At 66.4% G+C, this 22,033-nt stretch carries 21 protein-coding genes; 12 read left to right on the top strand and 9 right to left on the bottom strand.

What is annotated here, in order from left to right; genetic code table 11:
* Positions 1 to 69: 69 nt before the first annotated feature.
* On the top strand, positions 70 to 1,653 hold the full coding sequence (locus EJC47_RS05120) for a long-chain fatty acid--CoA ligase (protein WP_126845743.1): 1,584 nt from the start codon (positions 70 to 72) through the stop codon (positions 1,651 to 1,653).
* 133 nt (positions 1,654 to 1,786) lie between these two features.
* Here EJC47_RS05120 and EJC47_RS05115 read toward each other — a convergent pair whose 3' ends face one another.
* From EJC47_RS05115 to EJC47_RS05105, 3 genes are read right to left on the bottom strand one after another with little or no spacing between them, the layout of a single operon-like run.
* Entirely contained in the window at positions 1,787 to 2,080 is a 294-nt protein-coding gene (locus EJC47_RS05115; protein ID WP_081988809.1) for a DUF167 domain-containing protein, read from the bottom strand.
* A gap of 10 nt (positions 2,081 to 2,090) precedes the next feature.
* Positions 2,091 to 3,434, bottom strand: coding sequence for an alginate export family protein (locus EJC47_RS05110; protein ID WP_185867564.1), 1,344 nt, complete (start codon positions 3,432 to 3,434; stop codon positions 2,091 to 2,093).
* A gap of 44 nt (positions 3,435 to 3,478) precedes the next feature.
* A complete protein-coding gene (locus EJC47_RS05105) occupies positions 3,479 to 4,552 on the bottom strand; it encodes a PA0069 family radical SAM protein (RefSeq protein WP_126845741.1) in 1,074 nt (357 codons plus the stop codon).
* A 59-nt stretch (positions 4,553 to 4,611) separates the two neighbouring features.
* Between EJC47_RS05105 and EJC47_RS05100 the strand changes: the two genes are divergently transcribed.
* Positions 4,612 to 4,947: a VOC family protein gene (locus tag EJC47_RS05100; protein WP_126845740.1), complete on the top strand. Its 336-nt coding sequence runs from the start codon at positions 4,612 to 4,614 to the stop codon at positions 4,945 to 4,947.
* 59 nt (positions 4,948 to 5,006) lie between these two features.
* Positions 5,007 to 5,522: a YbjN domain-containing protein gene (locus EJC47_RS05095; RefSeq protein ID WP_126845739.1), complete on the top strand. Its 516-nt coding sequence runs from the start codon at positions 5,007 to 5,009 to the stop codon at positions 5,520 to 5,522.
* Between the two features lie 25 nt (positions 5,523 to 5,547).
* Here EJC47_RS05095 and moaB read toward each other — a convergent pair whose 3' ends face one another.
* From moaB to EJC47_RS05080, 3 genes are read right to left on the bottom strand one after another with little or no spacing between them, the layout of a single operon-like run.
* Positions 5,548 to 6,075, bottom strand: coding sequence for a molybdenum cofactor biosynthesis protein B (gene moaB / locus EJC47_RS05090; protein ID WP_126845738.1), 528 nt, complete (start codon positions 6,073 to 6,075; stop codon positions 5,548 to 5,550).
* A complete protein-coding gene (locus EJC47_RS05085) occupies positions 6,065 to 7,885 on the bottom strand; it encodes a lytic transglycosylase domain-containing protein (RefSeq protein ID WP_126845737.1) in 1,821 nt (606 codons plus the stop codon). The genes moaB and EJC47_RS05085 overlap by 11 nt, the downstream gene beginning before the upstream one ends.
* A complete protein-coding gene (locus tag EJC47_RS05080; protein WP_126845736.1) occupies positions 7,882 to 8,634 on the bottom strand; it encodes a uracil-DNA glycosylase in 753 nt (250 codons plus the stop codon). The genes EJC47_RS05085 and EJC47_RS05080 overlap by 4 nt, the downstream gene beginning before the upstream one ends.
* A gap of 160 nt (positions 8,635 to 8,794) precedes the next feature.
* On the opposite strand from EJC47_RS05080, the gene EJC47_RS05075 reads away from it, so the two are divergent.
* The 7 genes from EJC47_RS05075 to EJC47_RS05045 all read left to right on the top strand — a co-directional run bounded on the left by EJC47_RS05075 (position 8,795) and on the right by EJC47_RS05045 (position 17,019).
* Positions 8,795 to 10,438: an electron transfer flavoprotein-ubiquinone oxidoreductase gene (locus EJC47_RS05075; RefSeq protein WP_126845809.1), complete on the top strand. Its 1,644-nt coding sequence runs from the start codon at positions 8,795 to 8,797 to the stop codon at positions 10,436 to 10,438.
* A gap of 131 nt (positions 10,439 to 10,569) precedes the next feature.
* Positions 10,570 to 11,394 (top strand): 4-(cytidine 5'-diphospho)-2-C-methyl-D-erythritol kinase, encoded by an 825-nt coding sequence (locus tag EJC47_RS05070; RefSeq protein WP_126845735.1) that lies wholly within the window; start codon positions 10,570 to 10,572, stop codon positions 11,392 to 11,394.
* 202 nt (positions 11,395 to 11,596) lie between these two features.
* Positions 11,597 to 12,331, top strand: a complete 735-nt coding sequence (locus EJC47_RS05065; RefSeq protein WP_126845734.1) for an N-formylglutamate amidohydrolase — start codon at positions 11,597 to 11,599, stop codon at positions 12,329 to 12,331.
* A 9-nt stretch (positions 12,332 to 12,340) separates the two neighbouring features.
* The gene (ilvD, locus tag EJC47_RS05060; protein WP_126845733.1) at positions 12,341 to 14,062 is read left to right on the top strand and encodes a dihydroxy-acid dehydratase; all 1,722 of its coding nucleotides are present in this window, start codon (positions 12,341 to 12,343) and stop codon (positions 14,060 to 14,062) included.
* Entirely contained in the window at positions 14,043 to 14,450 is a 408-nt protein-coding gene (locus EJC47_RS05055; protein WP_126845732.1) for a hypothetical protein, read from the top strand. The genes ilvD and EJC47_RS05055 overlap by 20 nt, the downstream gene beginning before the upstream one ends.
* Entirely contained in the window at positions 14,447 to 15,844 is a 1,398-nt protein-coding gene (locus EJC47_RS05050) for an NAD(P)H-hydrate dehydratase (RefSeq protein WP_126845731.1), read from the top strand. The genes EJC47_RS05055 and EJC47_RS05050 overlap by 4 nt, the downstream gene beginning before the upstream one ends.
* Positions 15,841 to 17,019, top strand: coding sequence for a class I SAM-dependent RNA methyltransferase (locus tag EJC47_RS05045; protein WP_126845730.1), 1,179 nt, complete (start codon positions 15,841 to 15,843; stop codon positions 17,017 to 17,019). Before EJC47_RS05050 ends, EJC47_RS05045 begins: the two co-directional genes overlap by 4 nt.
* 3 nt (positions 17,020 to 17,022) lie before the next feature.
* Here EJC47_RS05045 and truA read toward each other — a convergent pair whose 3' ends face one another.
* Both truA and fmt read right to left on the bottom strand, forming a co-directional pair.
* A complete protein-coding gene (truA, locus tag EJC47_RS05040) occupies positions 17,023 to 17,763 on the bottom strand; it encodes a tRNA pseudouridine(38-40) synthase TruA (RefSeq protein ID WP_126845729.1) in 741 nt (246 codons plus the stop codon).
* Positions 17,760 to 18,767, bottom strand: a complete 1,008-nt coding sequence (gene fmt, locus EJC47_RS05035) for a methionyl-tRNA formyltransferase (protein ID WP_126845728.1) — start codon at positions 18,765 to 18,767, stop codon at positions 17,760 to 17,762. Before fmt ends, truA begins: the two co-directional genes overlap by 4 nt.
* Before the next feature lie 160 nt (positions 18,768 to 18,927).
* Between fmt and recR the strand changes: the two genes are divergently transcribed.
* Both recR and def read left to right on the top strand, forming a co-directional pair.
* Positions 18,928 to 19,524, top strand: a complete 597-nt coding sequence (gene recR / locus EJC47_RS05030) for a recombination mediator RecR (RefSeq protein ID WP_010403262.1) — start codon at positions 18,928 to 18,930, stop codon at positions 19,522 to 19,524.
* Between the two features lie 147 nt (positions 19,525 to 19,671).
* The gene (gene def / locus EJC47_RS05025) at positions 19,672 to 20,202 is read left to right on the top strand and encodes a peptide deformylase (RefSeq protein ID WP_126845727.1); all 531 of its coding nucleotides are present in this window, start codon (positions 19,672 to 19,674) and stop codon (positions 20,200 to 20,202) included.
* Positions 20,203 to 20,336: 134 nt separating this feature from the next.
* Here the strand turns inward: def and EJC47_RS05020 are convergent, their stop codons facing one another.
* Positions 20,337 to 22,001 carry a formate--tetrahydrofolate ligase gene (locus tag EJC47_RS05020; RefSeq protein WP_126845726.1) on the bottom strand — a complete coding sequence of 555 codons (1,665 nt, stop codon included), beginning with the start codon at positions 21,999 to 22,001 and terminating at the stop codon, positions 20,337 to 20,339.
* Between the last annotated feature and the right edge of the window lie 32 nt (positions 22,002 to 22,033).

The following is a 22,033-nucleotide window of genomic DNA, read 5'->3' as shown; positions in this document are numbered from 1 at the left end:
GCGGGAGCGGCGGCGGGGTGAAGGAAGCATTCCCTCCCCCAGCCCCTCCCGCAAGCGGGAGGGGAGTTTATGCTCGGTGGAATGCAGGATTTCGAATTGCGGGTGCCGCGGCTGCTCGATCACGCCGCGCGCGAACATGGCGCGCGCGAGATCGTCAGCTATTGGGCCGATGGCCGCGAAACCCGCAGCGATTGGGCAGGGGTCGCCCGCGATGCCCGCAAGCTGGCGCAGGCGCTGGAGCGGATCGGGCTTAAGCCCGGCGACCGCGTCGCCACGCTGGCGATGAACCACAGCCACCATCTGGTCGCCTGGTATGGCACGATCGGGATGGGCGGGGTGATCCACACCATCAACCCGCGCCTGTTCGACGAACAACTTATCTATATCGCCAACCATGCCGAAGACCGCGTGCTGCTCTATGACAAGCAGTTCCAGCCTTTGGTCGACCGGCTCAAACCGCTGTGGACCAGCATCGAACGCTATGTCTGTTTCGACGATGGCGGCTTCGATGCGCTGATCGCGCCTGAGGACGGGGCCTATAGCTGGCACGAAGGGCCAGAGCGCGATCCGTGTATGCTCTGCTACACCAGCGGCACTACCGGTAACCCCAAGGGCGTGCTGTACGAACATCGCTCGACCGTGATCCACGCCATGGCCGAAGTCGCACCCTGGGTGTTCAACCTCTCGCCTTCCGCCGTCGTGCTGCCGGTCGTGCCGATGTTCCACGCCGCCTCCTGGGGATTGCCGTTCGCGGGCGCGCTGGCCGGCGCGAAATTCGTCTATGCTGCGGTCAACGATCCGGCGGTGCTGTGCCGCTTGATGAATCAGGAAAAGGTAACGCATTCGGCGGGCGTGCCGACGGTGTGGCTGGCGATGTTCGGCCATATCGATGCGACCGGCGAGGTGCCACGCTTCCTTAGCCAAGTGACGATCGGCGGCTCGGCCGCGCCGCGCGCGATGATCGAGCGGATCATGGGCATGGGCGTCGAGGTCAAGCATCTGTGGGGGATGACCGAGACCTCGCCGGTCGGCACCGCCGGTTTTCCGCCGCCGCATTGGGACGAGATGAGCGCGGAGGCCCAACTCGACCATGTCGGCAAGCAGGGGCAGATTCCCTTCGGCATCGAATTGCGTATCGTCGATGATGCGGGGGCTGTGCTGCCGCGCGACGGCACCAGTTCGGGTCGGTTGCAAGTGCGCGGGCCGTGGGTGGTGAAACGCTACTTCAAGGCCACGGAGGACGCGGTCGATGCCGACAATTGGTTCGACACCGGCGATGTCGCGGTGCTCCACGGCGACGGCACGATGCAGATCACCGATCGCGCCAAGGACGTCATCAAATCGGGTGGCGAGTGGATTTCCTCGGTCGATCTCGAAAATGCCGCGATCGGCTGCCCCGGCGTTGCCGAGGCGGCGGCAATCGGCGTGTATCACCCGAAATGGGACGAACGCCCGCTGCTGGTCGTCGTGCGCAAGCCCGGCAGTGCGGTGACCCCGCACGAGATTCTGGTCCACCTTGGCCGTCATGTGGCCAAATGGTGGTTGCCCGATGAAATCGTGTTCGTCGAGGCGCTGCCGCACACTGCGACCGGCAAGCTGCTCAAAACTGCCTTGCGCGAACAGTTCAAGGACCATGTGCTGGCGGCGGCCTGAAGCTGAGGCTTCCGCTTCTTTCCGTTCGGGCTGAGCTTGTCGAAGCCCCGCTCGCCCCACGCGCGTCCTGCACTTTGAGAGGTGCCCTTCGACAAGCTCAGGGCGAACGGGGATTCGCGGCAATACTCCCGCGCTAGCGCGTCACCAGCACCACCTTGTCGCGCGCGGTCGCGCCGCGCACCAGCGTTAGCGCCGATCGCGGTCGACCCAGCGCCTTGGCGAGCAAGGCGAGGATCGCGTCATTGGCCTTGCCATCCTCGGGCGTCACGGTGGTCCGCACGTTGAGCACAGCGGGCGCTCCATCGGCGGGCAGGCGGATGTCGTTCGCGCCCGCATTGGGGGTTGCGCGGATCGTCAAATGCCCGTGCGCATCGATCAATCGTTCGAGTTCCTCGCGCGGGGGGAAGCTGTTCTTGATGCGGCTCATGCCCGCCTTCTTAAAAGAATACCGACGCGTTGAGCGACAGGTATAGCGTGTCGTGGTCACTGGCACGGTTGGGCGCGCTGGCGAGGAAGCGGCCCTTTGCCAGCCACACTCCGTCGGCCTCAAGCTGGAGGCGCTTGGGCACCGCCCAGAACCGCACGCGGGCATCACTCTGCCACCCGGCATCGCGGCCCGATTGCCCGGTCGGGTCGACCACGCTGGTGGTGGCAAAGGCATCGCGTGCCGAGGCGAGCCACAGTTTCTTGACCGACAGCATCGCGTCCACGCGGCGCGACGGCGTCACCTCCAGCCGGGGTCCGAGCGAAATCAGGTTGCTGCGCGTCACCGCATTATACAGTCCCGCTGGGGAAAAATCGGCGCGGCGCATGCCGTACAGCGTGTCGAACCGACCATAGCCGCCGTTGCGGCGGTCGCCCGAAGCATAATCGCCCTCGACGGCGAGACGCGGCGTCCATGCCCTGGTCCATTGATAGCCGATCCGCGCGTGCGCGAACCACGTCTCCACCGGCACGCGTGCGGCGGTGGGGGCAAGGCTGACGGCAATCGTGCCGGTCTGGCGCATGATCTCGACTTCGCCATCGGTTTTGCCCGGGCTGGCGGGGGCGACCAGCCGTGCGGTCAGCGTCGTCAGGTGACGATCGCGCGTCGCATGGTCCGGGCGGTCGCGTTCCTCGAAGCGGTACGCGCCGATATCGCCCGCAACGCGACCGAACAGGCGCGGCAGCCCGGCCGTCGCCCCCCAGATGCGCGTATCGAACCCCTCCCGATCCAGCACTACGCGCCCGGTCCGCAATCCGGCGGCATCGTCGGGCAAGCGTTGTTGCGGCAGCAGATAGAAAGCAGTCACATTCCAGCGATCGCCGTCGGCCAGATCGAGCCGGGCTCCGGTAAAGGCGTTGGTGGTGTTGCGGTAATCGTCATTGGCGATCAACCGGCGCGAGCGCAGGTCGGCGGTCTGCCGCCCAAGCGTCACATGCCCGTAGAGCCGCTTGCGCGCGGCATCGCCCAGATCGAGCCCGAGAAACGCCTCCACCGGCTCGAAGCCATTGACCTCGTTCGTCGACAGCGCGCTTGGGCGCGGAGCATCGAGCGCGCGGCTGTCGAACAGCGTCCCGCCCAGCGTCAGCGGGCCTCTGCGATATGTCGCACGCACGATCGTGCGCAACTGGGTCGAGGCTTCATCGACGGGTACGCCCGCGCGCGCCTGATCGCGGATCGTTTCGTAGCGCAGGCGGATGTTCGCCGAGACATCGCCGCCCACGGGCGCGCGCGGCAGCACCTGGCCGTAAGCCGGAACGGCGGCGACCAGCACCGTAAATGTCAGAAGCCCCCGCATCCGGCGCGGGCATAGCAAAGATCGCGGACGACGCCCACCCGGCTTCAGCCAAACAAATCGCCCTGGGGCCCTGCGGGCGGGCGGAACAGGTCGGTGCGCAACACCATCCGCTCCTGGTTCATCCCATGCTTGCGGCATGCGATGAGGAAGCGCGTGCGCAGCAAGTCCGCCCAGGGGCCACTGCCGCGCATCCGCGAGAAGAAGCCCGGATCATTCTCGCGGCCCTGCCGGATCGACGCGATCGTCGCCATCACCTTGCCCGCGCGATCCGGGAAGTGCGTGTCGAGCCAGGCCTTGAACAAGGGGGCCACTTCCCACGGCAGCCGCACCGGAATGAACGAGGTCGAGCGCGCGCCCGCTTCTGCGGCGCGTTCGACGAGATGCTCGATCTCGTGATCGGTGATCGCGGGGATGACCGGCGCGATCGAGACATGCGTCGGCACGCCCGCCGCGACCAGCGCGCGCACCGCCGCCAGCCGCCGCGTTGGGGTCGGCGCGCGCGGTTCGACCGTCGTCGCGATCTTGGGGTCGAGCGAGGTGATCGAAATCGCCACTGCCACCAGTCCTTTGGCCGCCATCGGCGCGATCAGGTCGAGATCGTGCACCACCCGGTCCGATTTGGTGGTGATGGTCAGCGGGTGGTTGGTCTCGGCCAGCACCGCGATGCAACCCCGCGTGATCCGCCACTCGCGCTCGATCGGCTGATACGGATCGGTATTGGTGCCGAACGCGATCGGCTGGGCGACATAGCCGCGCTTCGACAATTCCGTGCGCAGCAGCGCCGGGGCATCGGGCTTGGCAAACAGCTTGCTCTCGAAATCGAGCCCCGGCGAAAGGTCGTGAAAGGCGTGGGTCGGCCGCGCGAAGCAATAGATGCAGCCATGCTCGCACCCGCGATACGGGTTGATCGAGCGATCGAAGGGCACGTCGGGTGAGCTGTTGCGGCTGATGATCGTGCGCGGCCGCTCGACCGTCACGGTGGTGCGCAGGCGCGGTGGGGTGCCGTCGAGCATGTCGCGGTCGTCAAGCCAGTCGCCATCCGCCTCGCGCTCGGGCAAGTTGAAGCGGCTGCTTTCACCATTGAGCGTTGCGCCGCGCTGGGGGCGGTTTTGGGCCATTGACAGATCGTAGCAGGTGCTAGAGAACGTAACAAGAACATTCAGGGGGAGACTCAGCGATGGCGCGTCTGAACTATCTCGAATTGCCGGTCGGCGACCTTGCTGCGGCCAAGGCTTTTTACGCGGCTGCTTTTGGATGGGATTTCACCGATTTCGGGCCAAGCTATGCCTCCACGATGAGCGGGGACACGGATATCGGCCTGCAGGGCGATATCGCGGAACAGACCGCGGCCCCGCTGCCGGTGATCGAGGTGGCGGATCTGGAGATGGCGGAAGCGGCGGTGCAGGCGGCGGGGGGCGAGATCACGCTGGCGATTTTTGCGTTTCCCGGCGGGCGGCGGTTTCATTTTCGCGATGTGGCGGGGCATGAATTGGCGGTGATGCAGCCAAGGTGAAGTGCTTGTCCGCCAAGATCTGGGTGATAGACATCACGAAGATTTCCGGGGGATTTTCCATGATTCGTTCGTATCTTCGCGGTTTGACGGCGGTGTTGTTCGCGGCCTCGGCATTGCTGCCGCTGGCGGCGCGGGCCGAGGAAAACAAGGAGCGCTTGCTCGACCTGCGCCAGCCGCCGGTGGTGGTGCAGGCGTTGCACGACGCAGGCTACAAGGCCGAACTCAAGACCAACAAGGCGGGCGAGCCCTATGTGCTCAGCGGTGCCAACGGATCGTCCTTCACGATTGAGTTTTACGGCTGCACCGGGGTAAAGGACTGCAACTCTTACCAATTCTCCAGCTGGTACAAGGCCGAGCCGCTGTTCACGCCCGAACTCGCCAATGAGTGGAATCGCGACAAGCGCTTTTTGAAGATCGTGGTCACCAAGGAGGGCACGCTCGACGAGTGGATGGATTTCTCCGCGATCGGCAAAACCACCTTCGCCAATTTTGCCGATATCGTCGACTGGTATCAGACGATGGACGCCGATCTCGCCAAGTTCCTCGACGAAAAGCGCGCGGCGGCGACGAAGTAGCGGACAGTCGCGTGCCTGTGAGGGCTTAGCGTTCCCGCAAACGCGGCATGAGCTCGACGAAGTTACACGGCCGGTGGCGGCTGTCGAGCTGGCTCGCCAGGATGCCGTCCCACCCGTCCTTCACCGCGCCGGTCGAGCCCGGCAGCGCGAAGATATAGGTGCCGCGGGTGACGCAGGCGCAGGCGCGCGATTGCACGGTCGAGGTGCCGATCGACTGGAAACTGAGCCAGCGGAACAGTTCGCCAAAGCCCGGGATCATCTTGTCGGCGACGCGCTCGATCGCCTCGGGCGTCACGTCGCGCCCGGTCACGCCGGTGCCGCCAGTGGTGATGACGCAATCGATCTGTTCGTCGTCGATCCAGCGATGCAGCGTGCCGACGATCAGATCGACATCGTCGCGCACGATCTCGCGCGCGGCCAGCACATGCCCTGCACCCTCCAGCCGCGCGACCAGCGTGTCACCCGAACGGTCCTCGGCGAGGCCGCGTGTGTCGGAAACGGTAAGGACGGCGATGCGGACGGGCTGGAAGGTCAGGCTTTCGTCAATCGGCACGGGCGATCGCTCGTCCTGCGGGGCTGGTCGCGGTGGTGCTCGCCATCGTGCGCCCCGAGGACGCGCTCGATGTCAGTCGCACCGCCGCAGCCCCCGGCAGACCGGGGAAGCGCGGCCACAGCCCTTGTGACAGCGCCGCACGGCTGACCGAGGCGGTCTTGCCGGTCTGCGTTTCATAGATCCAGTAATTGCGCAGCACCGTGGTGACGTAACCGCGCGTCTCCCAATAGGGGATCGATTCGATGTACAGCAGCGGATCGCCGCCATCGCGCGCTTGCGCATTCCACGCCTCGACCGGGCCCGGCCCGGCATTATACGCCGCAATCACCTTGGGCAGCAGGCCGTCGGTGCAATGCTGGTCGCGCAATTGCTCGAGATAGCTTTGCCCGACTTCGAAATTGGTGCCGGGGCGGGAAAGCGCGCTGCGGTCGAAGGTGCGGCCCTGCTTGCGCGCAATGTCGGTCGCGGCACCGGGGCGGACTTGCATCAGGCCGTAAGCCCCCGCCGGGCTGACCACATCGGTGCGGAAGCGCGATTCCTGCAGCGTGTGCGCAAACACCAGCGCCTTGTCGACGCGCCAGCCGCCATCGGGTGCCCAATTGGGCGCGGGGAAGCGCGCTTCGAGCGGTGGCGTCGCCCCAACCGGGCCATTGTGCGACAGCCAGATCTGCGTCGCCGGCAAATCGAGCGCGGCGGTCAGGCGCACCAGCGCCGGATATTCGGACGGATCGCCGATCCGCGCCTGCTGGCGGATCACGCTGTCGGCAAGGCCGTTCTCGCCGATTTCGACCAGTGCCGCTGCAACGCGCACGTTCGGGCGGCGGCCCAGAATCTGCCAGTCATTGGCGACGGCCACGGTGGCCGGGTGCGGCGTGGTTTCGCGAATGCCGAGCGCCTGGCGCGCGAGCAGCCCGTAAAAGGTCTCGCGATATTGCGCGGCGCTCTTCAGCCGGTTCTCGACGCGGTCGGGGCGCGCACATTGCATGTCCGCGCGCGCCGCCCAATAAAGCGCAGCGGCGCGCAAATCGACGTCATTGGCCCGCGCCGCGACGCCCTCGAACAGCGTACCCGCGGCGGCGCAATCATGCTGCCGCCACGCCGCCAGCGCACCGACCCATTGCCCCTCGACCGCGAAATCGCCGTACCCCGACGCCGCTTTCTGCGCCATCAGCCGCGCATTCGTATCGTCCCCCGCCAGGAAATACATCCAGGCGATCTTGCGCTGCCATTCGGTCTGCAGGTCGGAGGAAAGACCCGGCGTGCTTTCCAGCAGCGCCTGCGCCTCGGCCCCGCGATCGTCCTTGATGAACGGCTGCATCTTGAGCGCCAGCTCGACGGCGAGCAGGTCACCCTTGCCAAAGCTCTTGGCGCGCTTGCGGGCGGGCGCGCCGTCGATCCAGGTGAGCGCGCGCGCCTCGGGCAGCGGCGGCAAGCCGACCCCGCCGCGCGAGGCGGCCATGGTCAGGATCTGCTTGGCTTGCGGCAATTCCGGCGCATCGGCCAGCAGCTTCATCAGCGGGTCAAGATCGGCCTTGGGCGATCCCTTGGCGGTCAGCAATTCGGCCTGGGCGATAGCGTGGAGCGGGCCGGGCTTGAGGGCTGCGAGCTGCAATTGCGCATCCTGCCAGCGCTGGCTGCGGATGCTGGCGAACACCGCGCGATAGCCTTCGCGCTGTTCGGCATCGAGCTGCGGCGGGATCGTTGCGCGCACTGGCGCGTTCTGGATGGCAGGCGGTTCGATCGCGGCGTTGGCGGCCGCTGGAGTCAAGAACGCGGCGACGGCGGCGGAAAGGGCCAATTTCGCGCTCATGCGTCCAATCCTGCGATCAGCATCTGCAAATCCTTCCACGCGCGCGCCTTTTCGGCGGGCCGTTCCAGTAAGAGTCGCGGATGGAAACTGGCCACCACATCAACCGTGCTGTCCCCCATGCCACTTTCGAGGTTAATCGTGTGCAAAGTACCGCGCGCTCGCGCAACGTCTACCCCGGTCATCGCACGACTGGGCGCATTACCTAAGAGAAACACCCGCTTGGGCGAAACCAAAGCGATGTGGTGGCGCGCGATTTCGACCAGCCGCACCTCGATTTCCGGGGCGATTCGCCCCGCCATCGGGCGGACGGTGCACATTGGTGCCAGATACACCGAATCGCGGCTCTGCCCGATCGCGGCGAGCATCCGGTCGAACAGACGCCCGCTTGCCCCGCTCAGCAGCATGCCCGCTTCGGCATCGTCGCGGTCGGGCACGTCGACCAAAATCATGATGGGGGCGTGCGGATTGCCCGCTGCTGCGAGCGGCGTTCCGCGCCAGCCTGCCTCGGGGGCGTCGGGGCCGGTGCGCCAGGCGGTGAAGGCGTCAAGCGTGGCGGGCAGCGGCACGATGACCGGTGCCGCTACGGCACGCGGGGTCGGGCGTTGCGGCTGCTGTGCGGGCGGGGCGGGCGGTGCCGCGGTCCAGTCGCGCGGGTCTTCGTCGACCAGCGCGTCGATGCCGACGTCGCGCCACCATTCCAGCGCGCTCGCCGCCGCCAAACGCCAATCGATATTCTGGTCAGCCCCCATGCGTTCCTTTAGACTCCTATGTTGACGTGAAGGTCAATTCGCTGGCACGCGGAGATGGACAGGACGTGCCGCGCGCGCGACGAGAATGCGCAGGTGGCGTCCGCGATGGAGACGAGATGTGAGCAGCCAAGAAACTGGGGCCGAAAACCACCGCGAATCCATGCCCTATGACGTCGTGATCGTCGGGGCTGGCCCTGCCGGCCTGTCGGCGGCGATCCGGCTGAAACAGGTTGCGGCCGAAAAGGGCGCAGAGCTTTCGGTCTGCATCCTTGAAAAAGGCTCCGAAGTCGGCGCGCATATCCTGTCCGGCGCGGTGATCGATCCGCGCTCGCTCGACGAGTTGATCCCCGATTGGCGCGAAAAGGGCTGCCCGCTCGCAGACGTGCCCGTCACCGATAACCAACATTGGATGTTGTCCAAGACCGGCAAGGTTTCGGTCCCGCATTTCCTCACGCCGCCCTTCATGCACAATAAGGGCACCTATACCGGCAGCCTTGGCAATCTGTGCCGCTGGCTGGCGACTCAGGCCGAGGAACTGGGCGTCGAGATCTTCCCGGGCTTTGCTGCAGCCGAGATTCTCTACAATGACGATGGCTCGGTAAAGGGCGTCGCCACTGGCGACATGGGCGTGGCGCGCGATGGCACGCACAAGCCTGATTATACGCCGGGCCTCGAAATCCACGCCAAATACACCTTTTTCGGGGAAGGCGTGCGCGGGCATTTGTCCAAGCAGATCATCCGCACCTTCGATCTGGCGAAGGACAGCCAGCCGCAGGTTTACGGCATCGGCATCAAGGAATTGTGGGACATCGCGCCCGAAAACCATGTGCCCGGCCGCGTCATCCACACCCAGGGCTGGCCGCTCAACGAGACCGAGGGCTCGAATGGCGGCGGCTTCCTCTATCACCAGGCCAATGGGCAGGTCGCGCTCGGTTTCGTCACCTGGCTCAGCTATTCCAACCCCTATCTCTCGCCCTTCCAGGAAATGCAGCGCTGGAAGACCCACCCGGAGATCGCCAAGATCCTGAGAGGCGCCAAGCGCGTGTCCTACGGTGCGCGCGCGATCAGCGATGGCGGCTTGCAGTCGATCCCCAAGCTGGTGTTTCCGGGCGGCGCGCTGATCGGCTGTTCGGCCGGTTTCCTCAACGTGCCGCGCATCAAGGGCACGCACACCGCGATGAAGAGCGGCATGATGGCGGCAGAGGCTGCGGTCGATGCGATTCTGTCGCAGCGCCAGCATGATGAGCTTGCGGCATATCCGGAGGCGTTCGAGGCGAGCTGGGTCAAGAAGGAATTGTCGATCGTCCGCAACGTCGTGCCGCTGGTCGAAAAGTTCGGCGAGCTGATCGGCTCGGCGCTGGCGAACGTGACGATGTGGGCCGAATATATCGGCCTCAAGATGCCCTTCACGATGAAGCACCACCCCAACCACAAGAGCCTGTGGCGCAAGGATCAGGTCAAGCCGATCGCCTATCCCAAGCCCGATGGCGTGCTGACCTTCGATCGCTTGTCCTCGGTGTTCATCTCGAACACCAATCATGAGGAGGACCAGCCCGTCCATCTGACGCTGAAGGACCCGAACATCCCGGTCGAATATGACCTGCCGATGTATGACGAGCCGGCGCAGCGTTATTGCCCGGCGGGCGTGTATGAAATCGTCGGGCAGGAAGAGGGCAACCCGAAGTTCGTGATCAACGCGCAGAATTGCGTCCACTGCAAGACCTGCGACATCAAGGACCCGACGCAGAACATCAACTGGGTGGTGCCGGAGGGCGGCGGCGGGCCGAATTATCCGAACATGTGACATGTCCTTCCCCGGCGAAGGGCGGGGCCCAGTCGGGAAGGGCGTTGTTATTGAGCGCGACGCTCGCCATAGACCCGCCACGACTGGGCCCCGGCCTTATGCCGGGGACGTGGGAACCGTTTGACAGCCCGATGATCACCGAAAACGCCCCCGCCAAGATCAACCTCGCACTGCACGTCCGCGCGCGCCGCGCCGATGGCTATCATGAGCTGGAAACGCTGTTCGCCTTTGTCGCGGATGGCGACACCGTTACGCTGGAGCCGGGGCCGCTCTCGCTGACCATCACCGGCCCGTTCGCGCATGGCCTGTCGGGCGAGGGCGACAATCTCGTCACCCGCGCCGCGCGCGCCTTTGCCGATCGCTTCGGCGTGGCCGTGGGCGGGGCCTTTACGCTCGACAAGCTTTTGCCGGTCGCCTCGGGCATTGGCGGCGGCTCCGCCGATGCAGCGGCGGCGCTGCGCGCGCTGGCGCGGTTGCACCAGATCGCGATCGACGATCCGCGCTTGTTTGAAATCGCCGCAGCGCTCGGCTCGGATGTCCCCGCTTGCCTGCTCGGCCGCACCGCCATGGGGCAGGGGCGCGGCGAGCGGCTGGAAGCCCTGGACGGTCTGGCGGACATGCCTGCATTACTGGTCAACCCCGGCGTTGCCGTGTCGACCGCAGCGGTGTTCAAGGCGTGGGATGGCGTCGATCGCGGCGCGCTGACGAGCGGCGACGTGCTGGCGATGGCGCTTGAAGGGCGCAATGATCTGGAAGCCCCGGCGCGCGCGCTCGCGCCCGAAATCGATGCCGTGCTGGCGGCGCTTGGCGAGGATAATCCCGTGCTGGCGCGCATGTCGGGATCGGGTGCGACCTGCTTTGCGCTCTATGCGGACGAGGCCAGCCGAGCCGCCGCCGCGACGCGGATTCGCGCCGCGTGGCCAGCGTGGTGGTGTCTCGAAACGCGACTCCTGTGACAGTTTTGCGTGCCATTATGGGGCGATCTGCCTGGCCTGATAAGGTGCAACGTCGGAAATGCGCGCTTGGCACTGGCCTTGCTGTGATCGAATCGAACGGGTCCGCCGCCCCCAGCGGAGCGCCCGTTGATGGTCCACGGTCCCCCCGCGCGCCATCTTTGCAGCGGGACGGCGGGGGCAACCTCGCCGTCCCCTCGTACGCATGACCGCCCCCCGCTTCATCCCCGGTACGCCGGGCGCGATCCTGCTGATTTGCGATCACGCGTCCAATGCGGTGCCGCCCGATATCGACCTCGGCATCGCACCCGACATGCTCGACAAGCATATCGCGATTGATCTTGGCAGCGCCGCGTTGACCGAGGCGTTGGCCGAAGCGCTGGACGCCCCCGCCATTCTTGCCAGCGCGTCGCGACTGGTGATCGATCTCAACCGACCGGTCGATTCACCCGGACTCATTCCACTTGTCAGCGATGGCCATCCCATCCCCGGCAATGCGGATGCCGACCGGGCGGACCGCATTGCGCGGTTGTATGTGCCGTATCACGAGGCCATCGCCTCGGCGATTGCGGTGCAGAGGCCGGTGTTGCTGGCAGCGATCCACAGCTTCACGCCGCAGCTCGAAAGCGTCGGCGGGCCGCTGCGCCCCTGGGAAATCGGCATCTTGTCGAACAACGACCGCCGCGCAGCGGAGATCGCGCTGTCACTGCTGACGGCACAGGGCCTGGTCACCGGCGACAATGAACCCTATTCGGGCCGCCTGCTCAACGCGACGCTCGACCGGCACGGCGAAGCCAACGGAATCGCCAGCCTTTCGATCGAAATCCGCAACGATCTGATCGCCGACGCGGGAGGGGTAGCCCGCTGGACCACGATCCTCGCGCCAATTTTGATCGAAATACGTAACAGACTTGCGTCGAACGGGGGTTTGGCGACATAGGCTTTCGCCATGACTCGCACCTTCGACAAAGCCAAGCTCCCCAGCCGTCACGTTTCGGTTGGTCCCGAACGCTCACCCCATCGCAGCTATTATTATGCGATGGGCATCGCCGAGGCGGACATCGCCAAGCCGTTCGTCGCGCTCGCCTCGGCTGGAAACAACTCCGCGCCGTGCAACACCAAGCTGGACGAACAGGCCGATGCCGCGCAGGCGGGCGTCATCACCGGCGGCGGAATGCCGCGCCGTTTCAACACCATAACCGTTACCGATGGCATCGCCATGGGGCATCAGGGGATGAAATCCTCGCTCGTCAGCCGCGAAGTGATTGCGGATTCGGTCGAACTCAGCGTGCGCGGCCATTGCTATGATGCGCTGGTCGGCTTTGCTGGCTGCGACAAGTCGCTGCCCGGCATGATGATGGCGATGCTGCGGCTGAACGTGCCGAGCATCTTCGTCTATGGCGGATCCATCTTGCCGGGCCGCTTCCATGATCGCGACGTTACCGTCGTCGATGTGTTCGAGGCGGTCGGCCAATATGCGGCGGGCGGGTGCCCGCTGCAGGAACTGATCGAGCTGGAAAAGGTCGCGTGCCCCGGCCACGGCGCGTGCGGCGGCCAATTCACTGCCAACACAATGGCTTGTGTGGGGGAGGCAATCGGCCTGTCTCTGCCCAATTCCAACATGATGCCCGCCCCCTATCGCGGCCGCGACGAGATCGCGATCGCAGCGGGCGAACAGGTGATGGAGTTGATCGCGCGCAACATCCGCCCGCGCGACATCTGCACGCGCGAGGCCTTCATCAACGCAGCGCGCGTCGTTGCCGCGACCGGAGGATCGACCAACGCCGCCTTGCATTTGCCCGCGATGGCCAATGAAGCGGGTATCGAGTTCGATCTGTTCGATGTGGCTGAGGCTTTCAAATCAACACCTTATATCGCTGATCTCAAGCCCGGCGGGAAGTATGTCGCCAAGGATATGTATGAGGCCGGTGGCGTCTACATGTTGATGAAGACGATGCTGGAAGGCGGCTTCCTCGACGGCAATTGCCTGACGGTGACGGGCAAGACGCTGGGCGAGAATATCGATCAGGTCACCTGGAACCCCGACCAGAAGGTTATTTACGACGTGAAGACGCCGCTGTCAGCGACCGGCGGCGTGGTCGGCTTGCGTGGCACGCTCGCCCCCGATGGCGCGATCGTGAAGGTCGCGGGGATGCATCGCTTGCAATTCACCGGCCCGGCGCGCGTGTTCGATTGCGAGGAAGAGTGTTTCGCGGCAGTCGAAGCGCGCCAGATCAACGAGGGCGAAGTCATCGTCATCCGCTATGAAGGCCCCAAGGGCGGCCCCGGTATGCGCGAGATGCTGTCGACCACGGCGGCGCTCTACGGCCTTGGGCTCGGCGAAAAGGTCGCGTTGATCACCGACGGGCGCTTCTCGGGCGGCACGCGCGGCTTCTGCATCGGCCATGTCGGGCCGGAAGCCGCCGAGGGCGGGCCGATCGGGCTGGTCGAAGACGGCGACATCATCCGCATCGATGCTGAAGCGGGCACGATCGACCTTAATGTCTCCCCGGAAACGCTGGCCGCCCGCAAGGCGGCATGGGTGCCGCGCGTCAACGATTACCAGGCGGGCGCGCTGTGGCGCTATTCCCAGACGGTCGGGCCTGCCTATAAGGGCGCGGTCACGCACCCGGGAGCCAGCGCCGAAACTCATGTCTACGCGGATATCTAGTCTCATAGTGCTGGCCTTCTCGCTCGCCGCGTGCGGCGAGCAACGCACCGACCACGCCACGCTCGCCAAGATCGAGGCGGAGCAGCGCCAGGCGCGCGACGATAGCGGGAACATCGTCTGCGCGGAGCGCGGTTCCGCCGATTTCGCGCGGACCTGTACGGTCGATCGGAGCGAAACCGATGCCGGGCTGGTGCTCACCGTGCGTCACCCGGACGGCGCGTTCCACCGTCTGTTGGTGACCAAGGACGGGCGTGGCGTCATCGCGGCGGATGGCGCGGAAACCGCGGTAGTGACCATCATTGCCAATGGCGAGATCGAGGTTGCCTTGGGCGGTGACCGCTATCGTCTCCCCGCCACCGTCAAAAGCAAGGCCGCGGCCGCCTCATGACCCCCATTGCAGGGCAGCCGATCCTGACCGCCGCCGAAATGCGCGCGGCGGAACAGCGCGCGATCGATGCGGGAGCCAGCGTTGCCGCGCTGATGGAGCGCGCCGGGGCGGGCGTGGCTGAGGCGGTGCGGCGGCTGGCGGGGGATGCACCGGTGCTGGTGCTGTGCGGCCCCGGCAATAATGGCGGCGACGGCTATGTCGCGGCGCGGATTTTGCGCGCGAACGGCGTCGCGGTGCGCGTGGCGGCGACGGGCGCTCCAACGAGCGACGCCGCAATTCAAGCGCGCAGCGCGTGGGACGGGCCGGTCGAAACGCTAGCCGATGCCGCGCCTGCGCCGGTTGTGCTGGATGCCATTTTCGGAACGGGGCTGTCGCGGCGAGTAGACGATGCAATTGCCACGCCGCTCGCCGCGTTGGTGCAGGCGGCGCGGCTTTCGATCACGGTCGATGTGCCGACCGGCCTTGCCACCGATACGGGCGACGCGCTGATCGATACTGTCAGCCGCTTCGATATCACGCTCGCACTGGGTGCGTTGAAACCCGTGCATGTGCTTGCTGCGTCTGCCGAACTTTGCGGAACCGTGCGGTTGGTGGAGATCGGCCTGGATACACGCAGCGCTGCGCGCGCGACGGTGATCGATCGCCCCACGCTGCAAGCGCCCGGCATCGACAGCACCAAATATACGCGCGGCATGGTGGCGGTGGTCGGCGGGATCATGCCCGGAGCCGCTGCGCTCGCGTCCGAGTCAGCGATGCGCGCGGGCGCGGGCTATGTGCTGTTGCTGTCGGACACGCTGCCGTCGAACACGCCGCACGCGCTGGTGCGTCGAGCGTGGGCACCGGACGCGCTTGTGGACGCGCGGATCGGGGCGATCCTGATCGGCCCGGGGCTCGGACGCGACGATGCGGCGCGATCCAAGCTCGCGGTGGCGCTGGCGAGCGATCGTCCGCTGGTGATCGATGGCGATGCGTTGCATTTGCTGGACGGCCGGACCTTCCATGACCGGAATGCCCCGACGATCCTGACCCCGCATGGCGGCGAGTTCGTGGCGATGTTCGGCGCGTGGCGCGGCAGCAAGATCGAGGCGGCACGGTCCGCCGCAGCGACATCGGGGGCGGTGGTGGTGTTCAAGGGCGCGAACACGGTCATCGCTGATCCCGGCGGCACCGTCGTGGTAGCTCCGCACGGCTCGTCCTGGCTTTCGACCGCAGGCACGGGTGACGTGCTGGCGGGGGCGGTCGCCGCGCTGGCGGCAAGCGATTCGCCGCTGGGGACGCTAGCGCGTGCGGCGGCAGCGGTGTGGATGCACGGCGCGGCCGCGCGGCGGTTGGGCGGGGCGTTTCTGGCGGATGATCTGGCGCAGGAAATTTCGGCAGTAAGGGCGGCGTTGTGAGCGAGCTGATCGTTCGGGTGGCCGCGCGCGGCGACGGTGTCACCGCCGATGGTCGCCATGCTGCCTTTGCCGCGCCGGGCGATACGCTGACGCCCGACAATCTCGTGATTCCGGGGCCGCACCACCAGACGCCGCCATGCCGCCACTTTCCGTTGTGCGGTGGGTGCCAGCTCCAGCATCTCGATGACGCAAGCTACGCCGATTTCCTCACCGATCGCATTTCGGGCGCGCTCGCCGCGCAGGGGCTGACGGCACCGCTTCGACCGCCTTCACTGTCCCCCGAGCGCACGCGGCGACGCGCGGCGCTCCATGCCGAGGTCAAGGGTGGCGCGGTGCGGTTGGGGTTCAGCGAACCCGCCAGCCATGCGATCGTCGATGTGCAGGAATGCTGGATTCTGACCCCGGCGCTCTTCGCGGTGCTGGCCCCCTTGCGCAAATTGCTCGCGCGGGCGCTGAAGGGGCGGGCGCGGCTGCATTTGACCGAGGTCGATCAGGGCATCGACCTGCTGATCGAGGGCAAGCTGGCCGAGGGGCTGGCGATTGCCGAAGGGATCACGGCGTTTTGCGGGGCGCACGGTATTGCGCGCTTGGCGGTCGATGACGGGATCGGCCCCGAAACGCGCTGGGAGCCTGAGGCGGTGACGATCACGCTCGGTGGCGTGGCGGTGCCCTTTCCCTCGGGCAGCTTCCTGCAAGCGACGCGCGAGGGCGAGGCGAGCCTGGTTGCGGCGGTGCGTGAGGCGGTTGGCGCAGTGCGGGTGAGCGCGGATCTGTTCGCTGGGCTGGGCACGCTGGCGCTGTCGCTGCCGGGCAAGGTCTATGCTGCCGAGGCGGGGCGCGATGCGATCTTCGCGTTGAAGGCGGGCGCGGCGCAGGCGGGCCGGGCGGTGTTTGCCGAGCATCGCGACCTGTTCCGGCGTCCGCTGACCAGCGCGGAATGCGACCGGTTCGAGGCGATCGTGCTCGACCCGCCGCGGGCTGGCGCGCGCGAGCAGGTGACGCAACTGGCGGCGTCGAAGGTGCCGGTGATCGCCTATGTTTCGTGCAATCCCAGCAGCTTTGCGCGCGATGCGGAGATATTGTGCAAGGGTGGTTGCACGCTCGATTGGGTGCAACCGGTCGGTCAATTTCGCTGGTCGACCCATGCCGAATTGGCGGCGCGTTTCAGCCGATAGACGTCAGGGATAGTCGGCCCGCAGGAAGTACAGGCCGTCGGGCGGGGCGTTGAAGCCGAGTGCGGTGCGGTCGCGGGCTTCGAGCGCGGTGGTCATGTCGTCGGGGCTCCATTTGCCCTCGCCGACCAGCGCGAGGCAGCCGACCATGGAGCGCACCTGATGATGCAGGAAGGAGCGCGCAGAAGCGAACACGCTAATCCGCTCTCCTTCCGCCACGACATCGAGCCGGTCGAGCGTGCGCAGCGGGCTGTCGGCCTGGCAATGCGCTGAGCGGAAGGTGGTGAAGTCATGCCGCCCGACCAGCCGCGCGGCACCGTCCGCCATTGCCGCGACATCGAGCGGGGCGGGGATGCGCCACGCCAAACCACGCTCGACCGTCAGCGGCGCGCGGCGGGTGACGATGCGGAACTCATAATGCCGTCCGATGCACGAGAAGCGCGCGTGCCAGTCGTCGGGGACGATCTCGCAAGCGAGGATCGCAATCGGATCGGGCCGCAACTTGGCGTTGAGCGCCTCCATCAGCCGGAAGGGAGTGAAGATGCGGGTCAGGTCGAGATGCGCGCGCATACCGAGGCCGTGGACGCCAGCATCGGTGCGCCCGGCGGCGTGGACGGTTATCTCCTCCCCGGTGATGGCGTGCGCGGCGCGTTCGATGGCGGCCTGGACGCTCGCCCCGTGGCGCTGGCGTTGCCAGCCCATATAGGGGCGTCCGTCGAACTCGACCGTCAGCGCGAACCGCGTCAAAGCTGCGTGCCCACGGGGATGGGAAAGCCGCGCAGGAGCTCCGTGGTGGTCATGACGCCACGCCCGGCGCGTTGCAGCAACGTCGGGCGGATCGCGCCTGTGGCGCAGGCAATGGTCAGAAGCGTGTCGAGCACCACTCCCTCTCCCCGCTGGGGGGGAGAGGGCCGGGGAGAGGGGCTGTGCGCATCGTCGGCGTTCTGCTGGACTTCCCCTCTCCCGACCTCGCTACGCTCGGCCACCCTCTCCCCGCTTGCGGGGAGAGGGAGAGGCTCTGCCGCCAGCAGCTTGATGCGTTCGCCCTGAACTTCGAAGAACGCCCCCGGCACCGGGTTGAAAGCGCGAATTTGCCGCTCGACCGCGTCGGCCGATTGCGTCCAGTCGATCCGCGCCTCGGCCTTGTCGATCTTGGCGGCATAGGTGACGCCGTCTTCGGGCTGCGCCTCGGGCGAATGGGCCTCGAAATCGCCCAGCACCTGCACCATCAGCCGTGCGCCCATAGCGCTCAATTCGTCGGTCAGTATGCCCGCCGTTTTGCCGTCGATCGCGGTCGTGTCGCGCAGCAGCACCGGGCCGGTGTCGAGCCCGGCCTCCATCTGCATGATGCACACGCCAGTTTCTCCGTCGCCCGCGAGGATCGCGCGCTGGATCGGTGCCGCGCCGCGCCAACGCGGCAGCAGCGAGGCGTGGACGTTGAGGCAGCCGCGCGCAGGCGCGTCGAGCACCGCGCGCGGCAGGATCAATCCATAAGCGGCGACCACCGCCACATCCGCCCCGAACGCCGCAAACTCGGCCTGTGCTTCGGCATCGCGCAGCGTGACGGGGGTACGCACGGCAATGCCGAGCGCTTCGGCGCGCGCCTGCACCGGGGAGGGCGTGAGCGCCTTGCCCCGCCCGGCGCGGCGCGGCGGTTGGCTGTACGACGCCACGACATCATGCCCGGCATCGACCAAGGCTTGCAGCACCGGCACCGAGAAGTCCGGGGTTCCCATGAAAATGATCCGCATGGCGGCGCTTTGCGATCGAGGGCCCGCAAACACAAGCCCCGTCACCCCGGCGCAGGCCGGGGCCGCTGGGTCGGGTGCGCGGCGATCGTTTTCAGCGCCACGGGACGGCCCCGGCCTGCGCCGGGGTGACGAACGCGGCGCAACCCCCTATCTGTTCTCCATGGCCTCTCCCGAAATCGAAGCGCTGACACAGGCTCTCGCCAAATTGCCAGGGCTGGGGCCGCGCTCCGCCCGACGTGCGGTGCTGCACTTGCTGAAGAAGCGCGAGGCGGCGCTGGGGCCGTTGCTGAGTGCGTTGATGGCGGTTGAGGAACGGCTCTCAACCTGTTCGATTTGCGGCAATATCGATACCACCAATCCCTGTGGCGTATGCGCCGATCCGCGCCGTGATGCGCGCGCGCTGTGCGTGGTGGAGGAGGTGGCCGATCTATGGGCGCTGGATCGGTCGCGGCTGTTTCCGGGGCGGTTCCATGTGCTGGGCGGGCGGCTGTCGGCGCTGGAGGGCGTACGGCCCGAGGATCTCGCGATCGATTCGCTGGTGCGCCGCATCGCCGAGGGCGGGATCGACGAAGTCGTGCTGGCGATGAACGCGACGCTGGAGGGGCAAACCACGGCGCATTACATCATCGAGCGGATCGAACGCTTTCCGGTGCGCATCACCCAATTGGCGCACGGCCTGCCAGTGGGCGGCGAACTCGATTATCTCGACGAAGGCACGCTGGCCCAGGCCTTGCGCGCGCGCCGACCGGTGGGGTAATTTACACAGCGGGACGTGTTCTTCGGGTCTTCGCGCCTTCGCGCCTTCGCGTGAAAATTGAATCACGCGAAGGCGCGAAGACGCAAAGCTATCAAGAGTGGAGGCTCCGAACTTGACGGACGGCTGTTGCTTTCCTAGCTCGCAGGAATGGCTGTCCTAGAAATTCTTGAAGTCCCGCATCCCGGTCTCCGCGTCGTCGCCAAGCCCGTTGAAACGGTCGATGACTCCGTGCGGAAAATCGTGTCCGACATGTTCGACACGATGTACGCCGCGCGCGGGATCGGTCTCGCCGCGACGCAGGTTGCGATCGAGCAGCGCATTGTCGTGATCGACCTGCAGGAGCCCGAAAGCGACGCGGAAGATGCCAAGCCGGTGCGCAAGCCGCTCGTCTATATCAACCCGGAATTGTTGTCGCTGAGCGAGGAAACCTCCTTCTATAACGAAGGCTGCCTGTCGATCCCCGAGCAATATGCCGAAGTGGAGCGCCCGACCCGGTGCCGCGCGAGCTGGCTCGACGAGCAGGGCGAGCGCCACGAGGCCGATTTTGACGGTTTGCTGGCGACGGCGTTGCAGCATGAGATCGACCATCTGAACGGCGTGCTGTTCATCGACCACATTTCCAAGCTGAAGCGCGACATGCTGCTCAAGAAGCTGGCGAAGCAACGCAAGGCGGCTTGACCGATTCTCCCTCTCCCCTGCAGGGGAGAGGGTCGGGGAGAGGGGCAGTAACAACCGTTGCGGTCAACACTGCCGCTCTCCCGCGCTTCGGCTTCGCCTCGCTTGCCCTCTCCCCTGAAGGGGAAAGGGAGCGGTTAGAACAACCCCTCTATCTCGCCCTCAGCCCCGAACCGGATCCCCTCCGCCGCCGGAACGCGCGGCAGGCCGGGCATCGTCATGATCTCCCCGCAGATCGCCACGACGAAGCCGGCACCCGCGCTCAATCGCACCTCGCGCACCGGCACGACATGGCCGGTCGGCGCGCCGAGCTTGGCCGGGTCGGTCGAGAAGCTGTACTGCGTCTTCGCCATGCACACCGGCAAATGCCCGAAACCCGCGGCTTCCCACCGCGCGAGTTGCGCGTGGACCGAGGCATCGGCAATCGCTTCTTCCGCGCGGTAGATGCGGGTGGCGACGGTGTTGATCTTGTCGAACAGCGACAGATCGTCCGAATAGAGCGGCGCGAATTGACCGGCATTGTGGTCGCACAGCGCCACCACTGCTTCGGCCAGCGCCTCTGCCCCGGCACCGCCCTCGGCCCAATGCGTACATAGCACGGCTTCGCAGCCCTGCTCGGCGGCGATCTGCTCGATCATCGCGAATTCATCGGGGGTATCGCCATTGAAGCGGTTGACCGCGACCACCACCGGCACCCCGAACGCACGGATATTCTCGATATGGCGGGCGAGATTGACGCCACCGCGCCGCACCGCTTCCGCATCGGGTACGCCAAGATCGGCCTTGGCGACGCCGCCATGCATTTTCAGCGCCCGCACCGTCGCCACGATCACGGCGGCGGCGGGCTTCAAACCGGCCTGGCGGCATTTGATGTCGAAGAATTTCTCCGCGCCGAGATCGGCACCGAAGCCCGCCTCGGTCACCACATAATCGGCGAGACCTAGTGCGGTGCGCGTGGCGATCACCGAATTGCAGCCATGCGCGATATTGGCGAACGGGCCGCCGTGGATGAGGGCAGGGGTGCCTTCCAGCGTCTGGACGAGGTTGGGCTTGATCGCTTGCGCGAGCAACACCGCCATCGCGCCATCGGCCTTGAGGTCGCGCGCGGTGACGGGCCGCCGGTCGCGGGTGTAGGCGACGACGATTCGCCCGAGCCGCGCCTCCAGATCGTGCAAGTCACTCGCCAGGCACAGGATCGCCATCACTTCGGAGGCAACGGTAATGTCGAACCCGCTTTCGCGGGGGTAGCCGTTGGCGGGGCCGCCGAGCGACTGGGCGATGTCGCGCAACGCGCGGTCGTTCATGTCGAGCACGCGCCGCCACACGATCCGCCGCACGTCGATGTCGAGCGCATTGCCCCAATGGACATGGTTGTCGATCATCGCCGCCAGCAAATTGTGCGCGCTGGTGATGGCGTGAAAATCGCCGGTGAAATGGAGGTTGATGTCCTCCATCGGCACCACTTGCGCATAGCCGCCGCCGGTCGCGCCGCCCTTGGTGCCGAAACAGGGGCCGAGCGACGGTTCGCGCAGCGCCAGCATCGTCTTGCGCCCGGTGCGGTTCAGCGCATCGGCAAGGCCGACCGACGTTGTCGACTTGCCTTCACCCGCCGGGGTCGGGCTAATCGCGGTGACCAGGATCAGGCGGCCTTGCGCGGTTGAGGCGGGGAGGCGCGGAAGGTCGATCTTGGCCTTGAAATGCCCATAGGGCTCAACCGCTTCGGGTGGAATGCCGCCACGCTGGGCGATCTGCCCGATGGGTTGCAGGGTAGCGGCGCGCGAGATCGCAATGTCAGACAGCATAAGGCTGCCCTAACAAATCCATTCCCAAAGGG

The organism is Sphingomonas sp. TF3, assembly GCF_003985085.1.
Classification (GTDB): Bacteria; Pseudomonadota; Alphaproteobacteria; order Sphingomonadales; family Sphingomonadaceae; genus Sphingomonas.
This window is presented reverse-complemented; position numbering and strand designations above follow the sequence as displayed.

Excerpts from the sequence above, each read along its gene's own strand:
- EJC47_RS05120 (WP_126845743.1), top strand. The coding sequence starts at position 70 with ATGCTCGGTGGAATGCAGGATTTCGAATTGCGGGTGCCGCGGCTGCTC.
- EJC47_RS05115 (WP_081988809.1), bottom strand. The coding sequence starts at position 2,080 with ATGAGCCGCATCAAGAACAGCTTCCCCCCGCGCGAGGAACTCGAACGA.
- EJC47_RS05110 (WP_185867564.1), bottom strand. The coding sequence starts at position 3,434 with ATGCGGGGGCTTCTGACATTTACGGTGCTGGTCGCCGCCGTTCCGGCT.
- EJC47_RS05105 (WP_126845741.1), bottom strand. The coding sequence starts at position 4,552 with ATGGCCCAAAACCGCCCCCAGCGCGGCGCAACGCTCAATGGTGAAAGC.
- EJC47_RS05100 (WP_126845740.1), top strand. The coding sequence starts at position 4,612 with ATGGCGCGTCTGAACTATCTCGAATTGCCGGTCGGCGACCTTGCTGCG.
- EJC47_RS05095 (WP_126845739.1), top strand. The coding sequence starts at position 5,007 with ATGATTCGTTCGTATCTTCGCGGTTTGACGGCGGTGTTGTTCGCGGCC.
- EJC47_RS05085 (WP_126845737.1), bottom strand. The coding sequence starts at position 7,885 with ATGAGCGCGAAATTGGCCCTTTCCGCCGCCGTCGCCGCGTTCTTGACT.
- EJC47_RS05080 (WP_126845736.1), bottom strand. The coding sequence starts at position 8,634 with ATGGGGGCTGACCAGAATATCGATTGGCGTTTGGCGGCGGCGAGCGCG.
- EJC47_RS05075 (WP_126845809.1), top strand. The coding sequence starts at position 8,795 with ATGCCCTATGACGTCGTGATCGTCGGGGCTGGCCCTGCCGGCCTGTCG.
- EJC47_RS05070 (WP_126845735.1), top strand. The coding sequence starts at position 10,570 with ATGATCACCGAAAACGCCCCCGCCAAGATCAACCTCGCACTGCACGTC.
- EJC47_RS05065 (WP_126845734.1), top strand. The coding sequence starts at position 11,597 with ATGACCGCCCCCCGCTTCATCCCCGGTACGCCGGGCGCGATCCTGCTG.
- ilvD (WP_126845733.1), top strand. The coding sequence starts at position 12,341 with ATGACTCGCACCTTCGACAAAGCCAAGCTCCCCAGCCGTCACGTTTCG.
- EJC47_RS05055 (WP_126845732.1), top strand. The coding sequence starts at position 14,043 with ATGTCTACGCGGATATCTAGTCTCATAGTGCTGGCCTTCTCGCTCGCC.
- EJC47_RS05050 (WP_126845731.1), top strand. The coding sequence starts at position 14,447 with ATGACCCCCATTGCAGGGCAGCCGATCCTGACCGCCGCCGAAATGCGC.
- fmt (WP_126845728.1), bottom strand. The coding sequence starts at position 18,767 with ATGCGGATCATTTTCATGGGAACCCCGGACTTCTCGGTGCCGGTGCTG.
- recR (WP_010403262.1), top strand. The coding sequence starts at position 18,928 with ATGGCCTCTCCCGAAATCGAAGCGCTGACACAGGCTCTCGCCAAATTG.
- def (WP_126845727.1), top strand. The coding sequence starts at position 19,672 with ATGGCTGTCCTAGAAATTCTTGAAGTCCCGCATCCCGGTCTCCGCGTC.
- EJC47_RS05020 (WP_126845726.1), bottom strand. The coding sequence starts at position 22,001 with ATGCTGTCTGACATTGCGATCTCGCGCGCCGCTACCCTGCAACCCATC.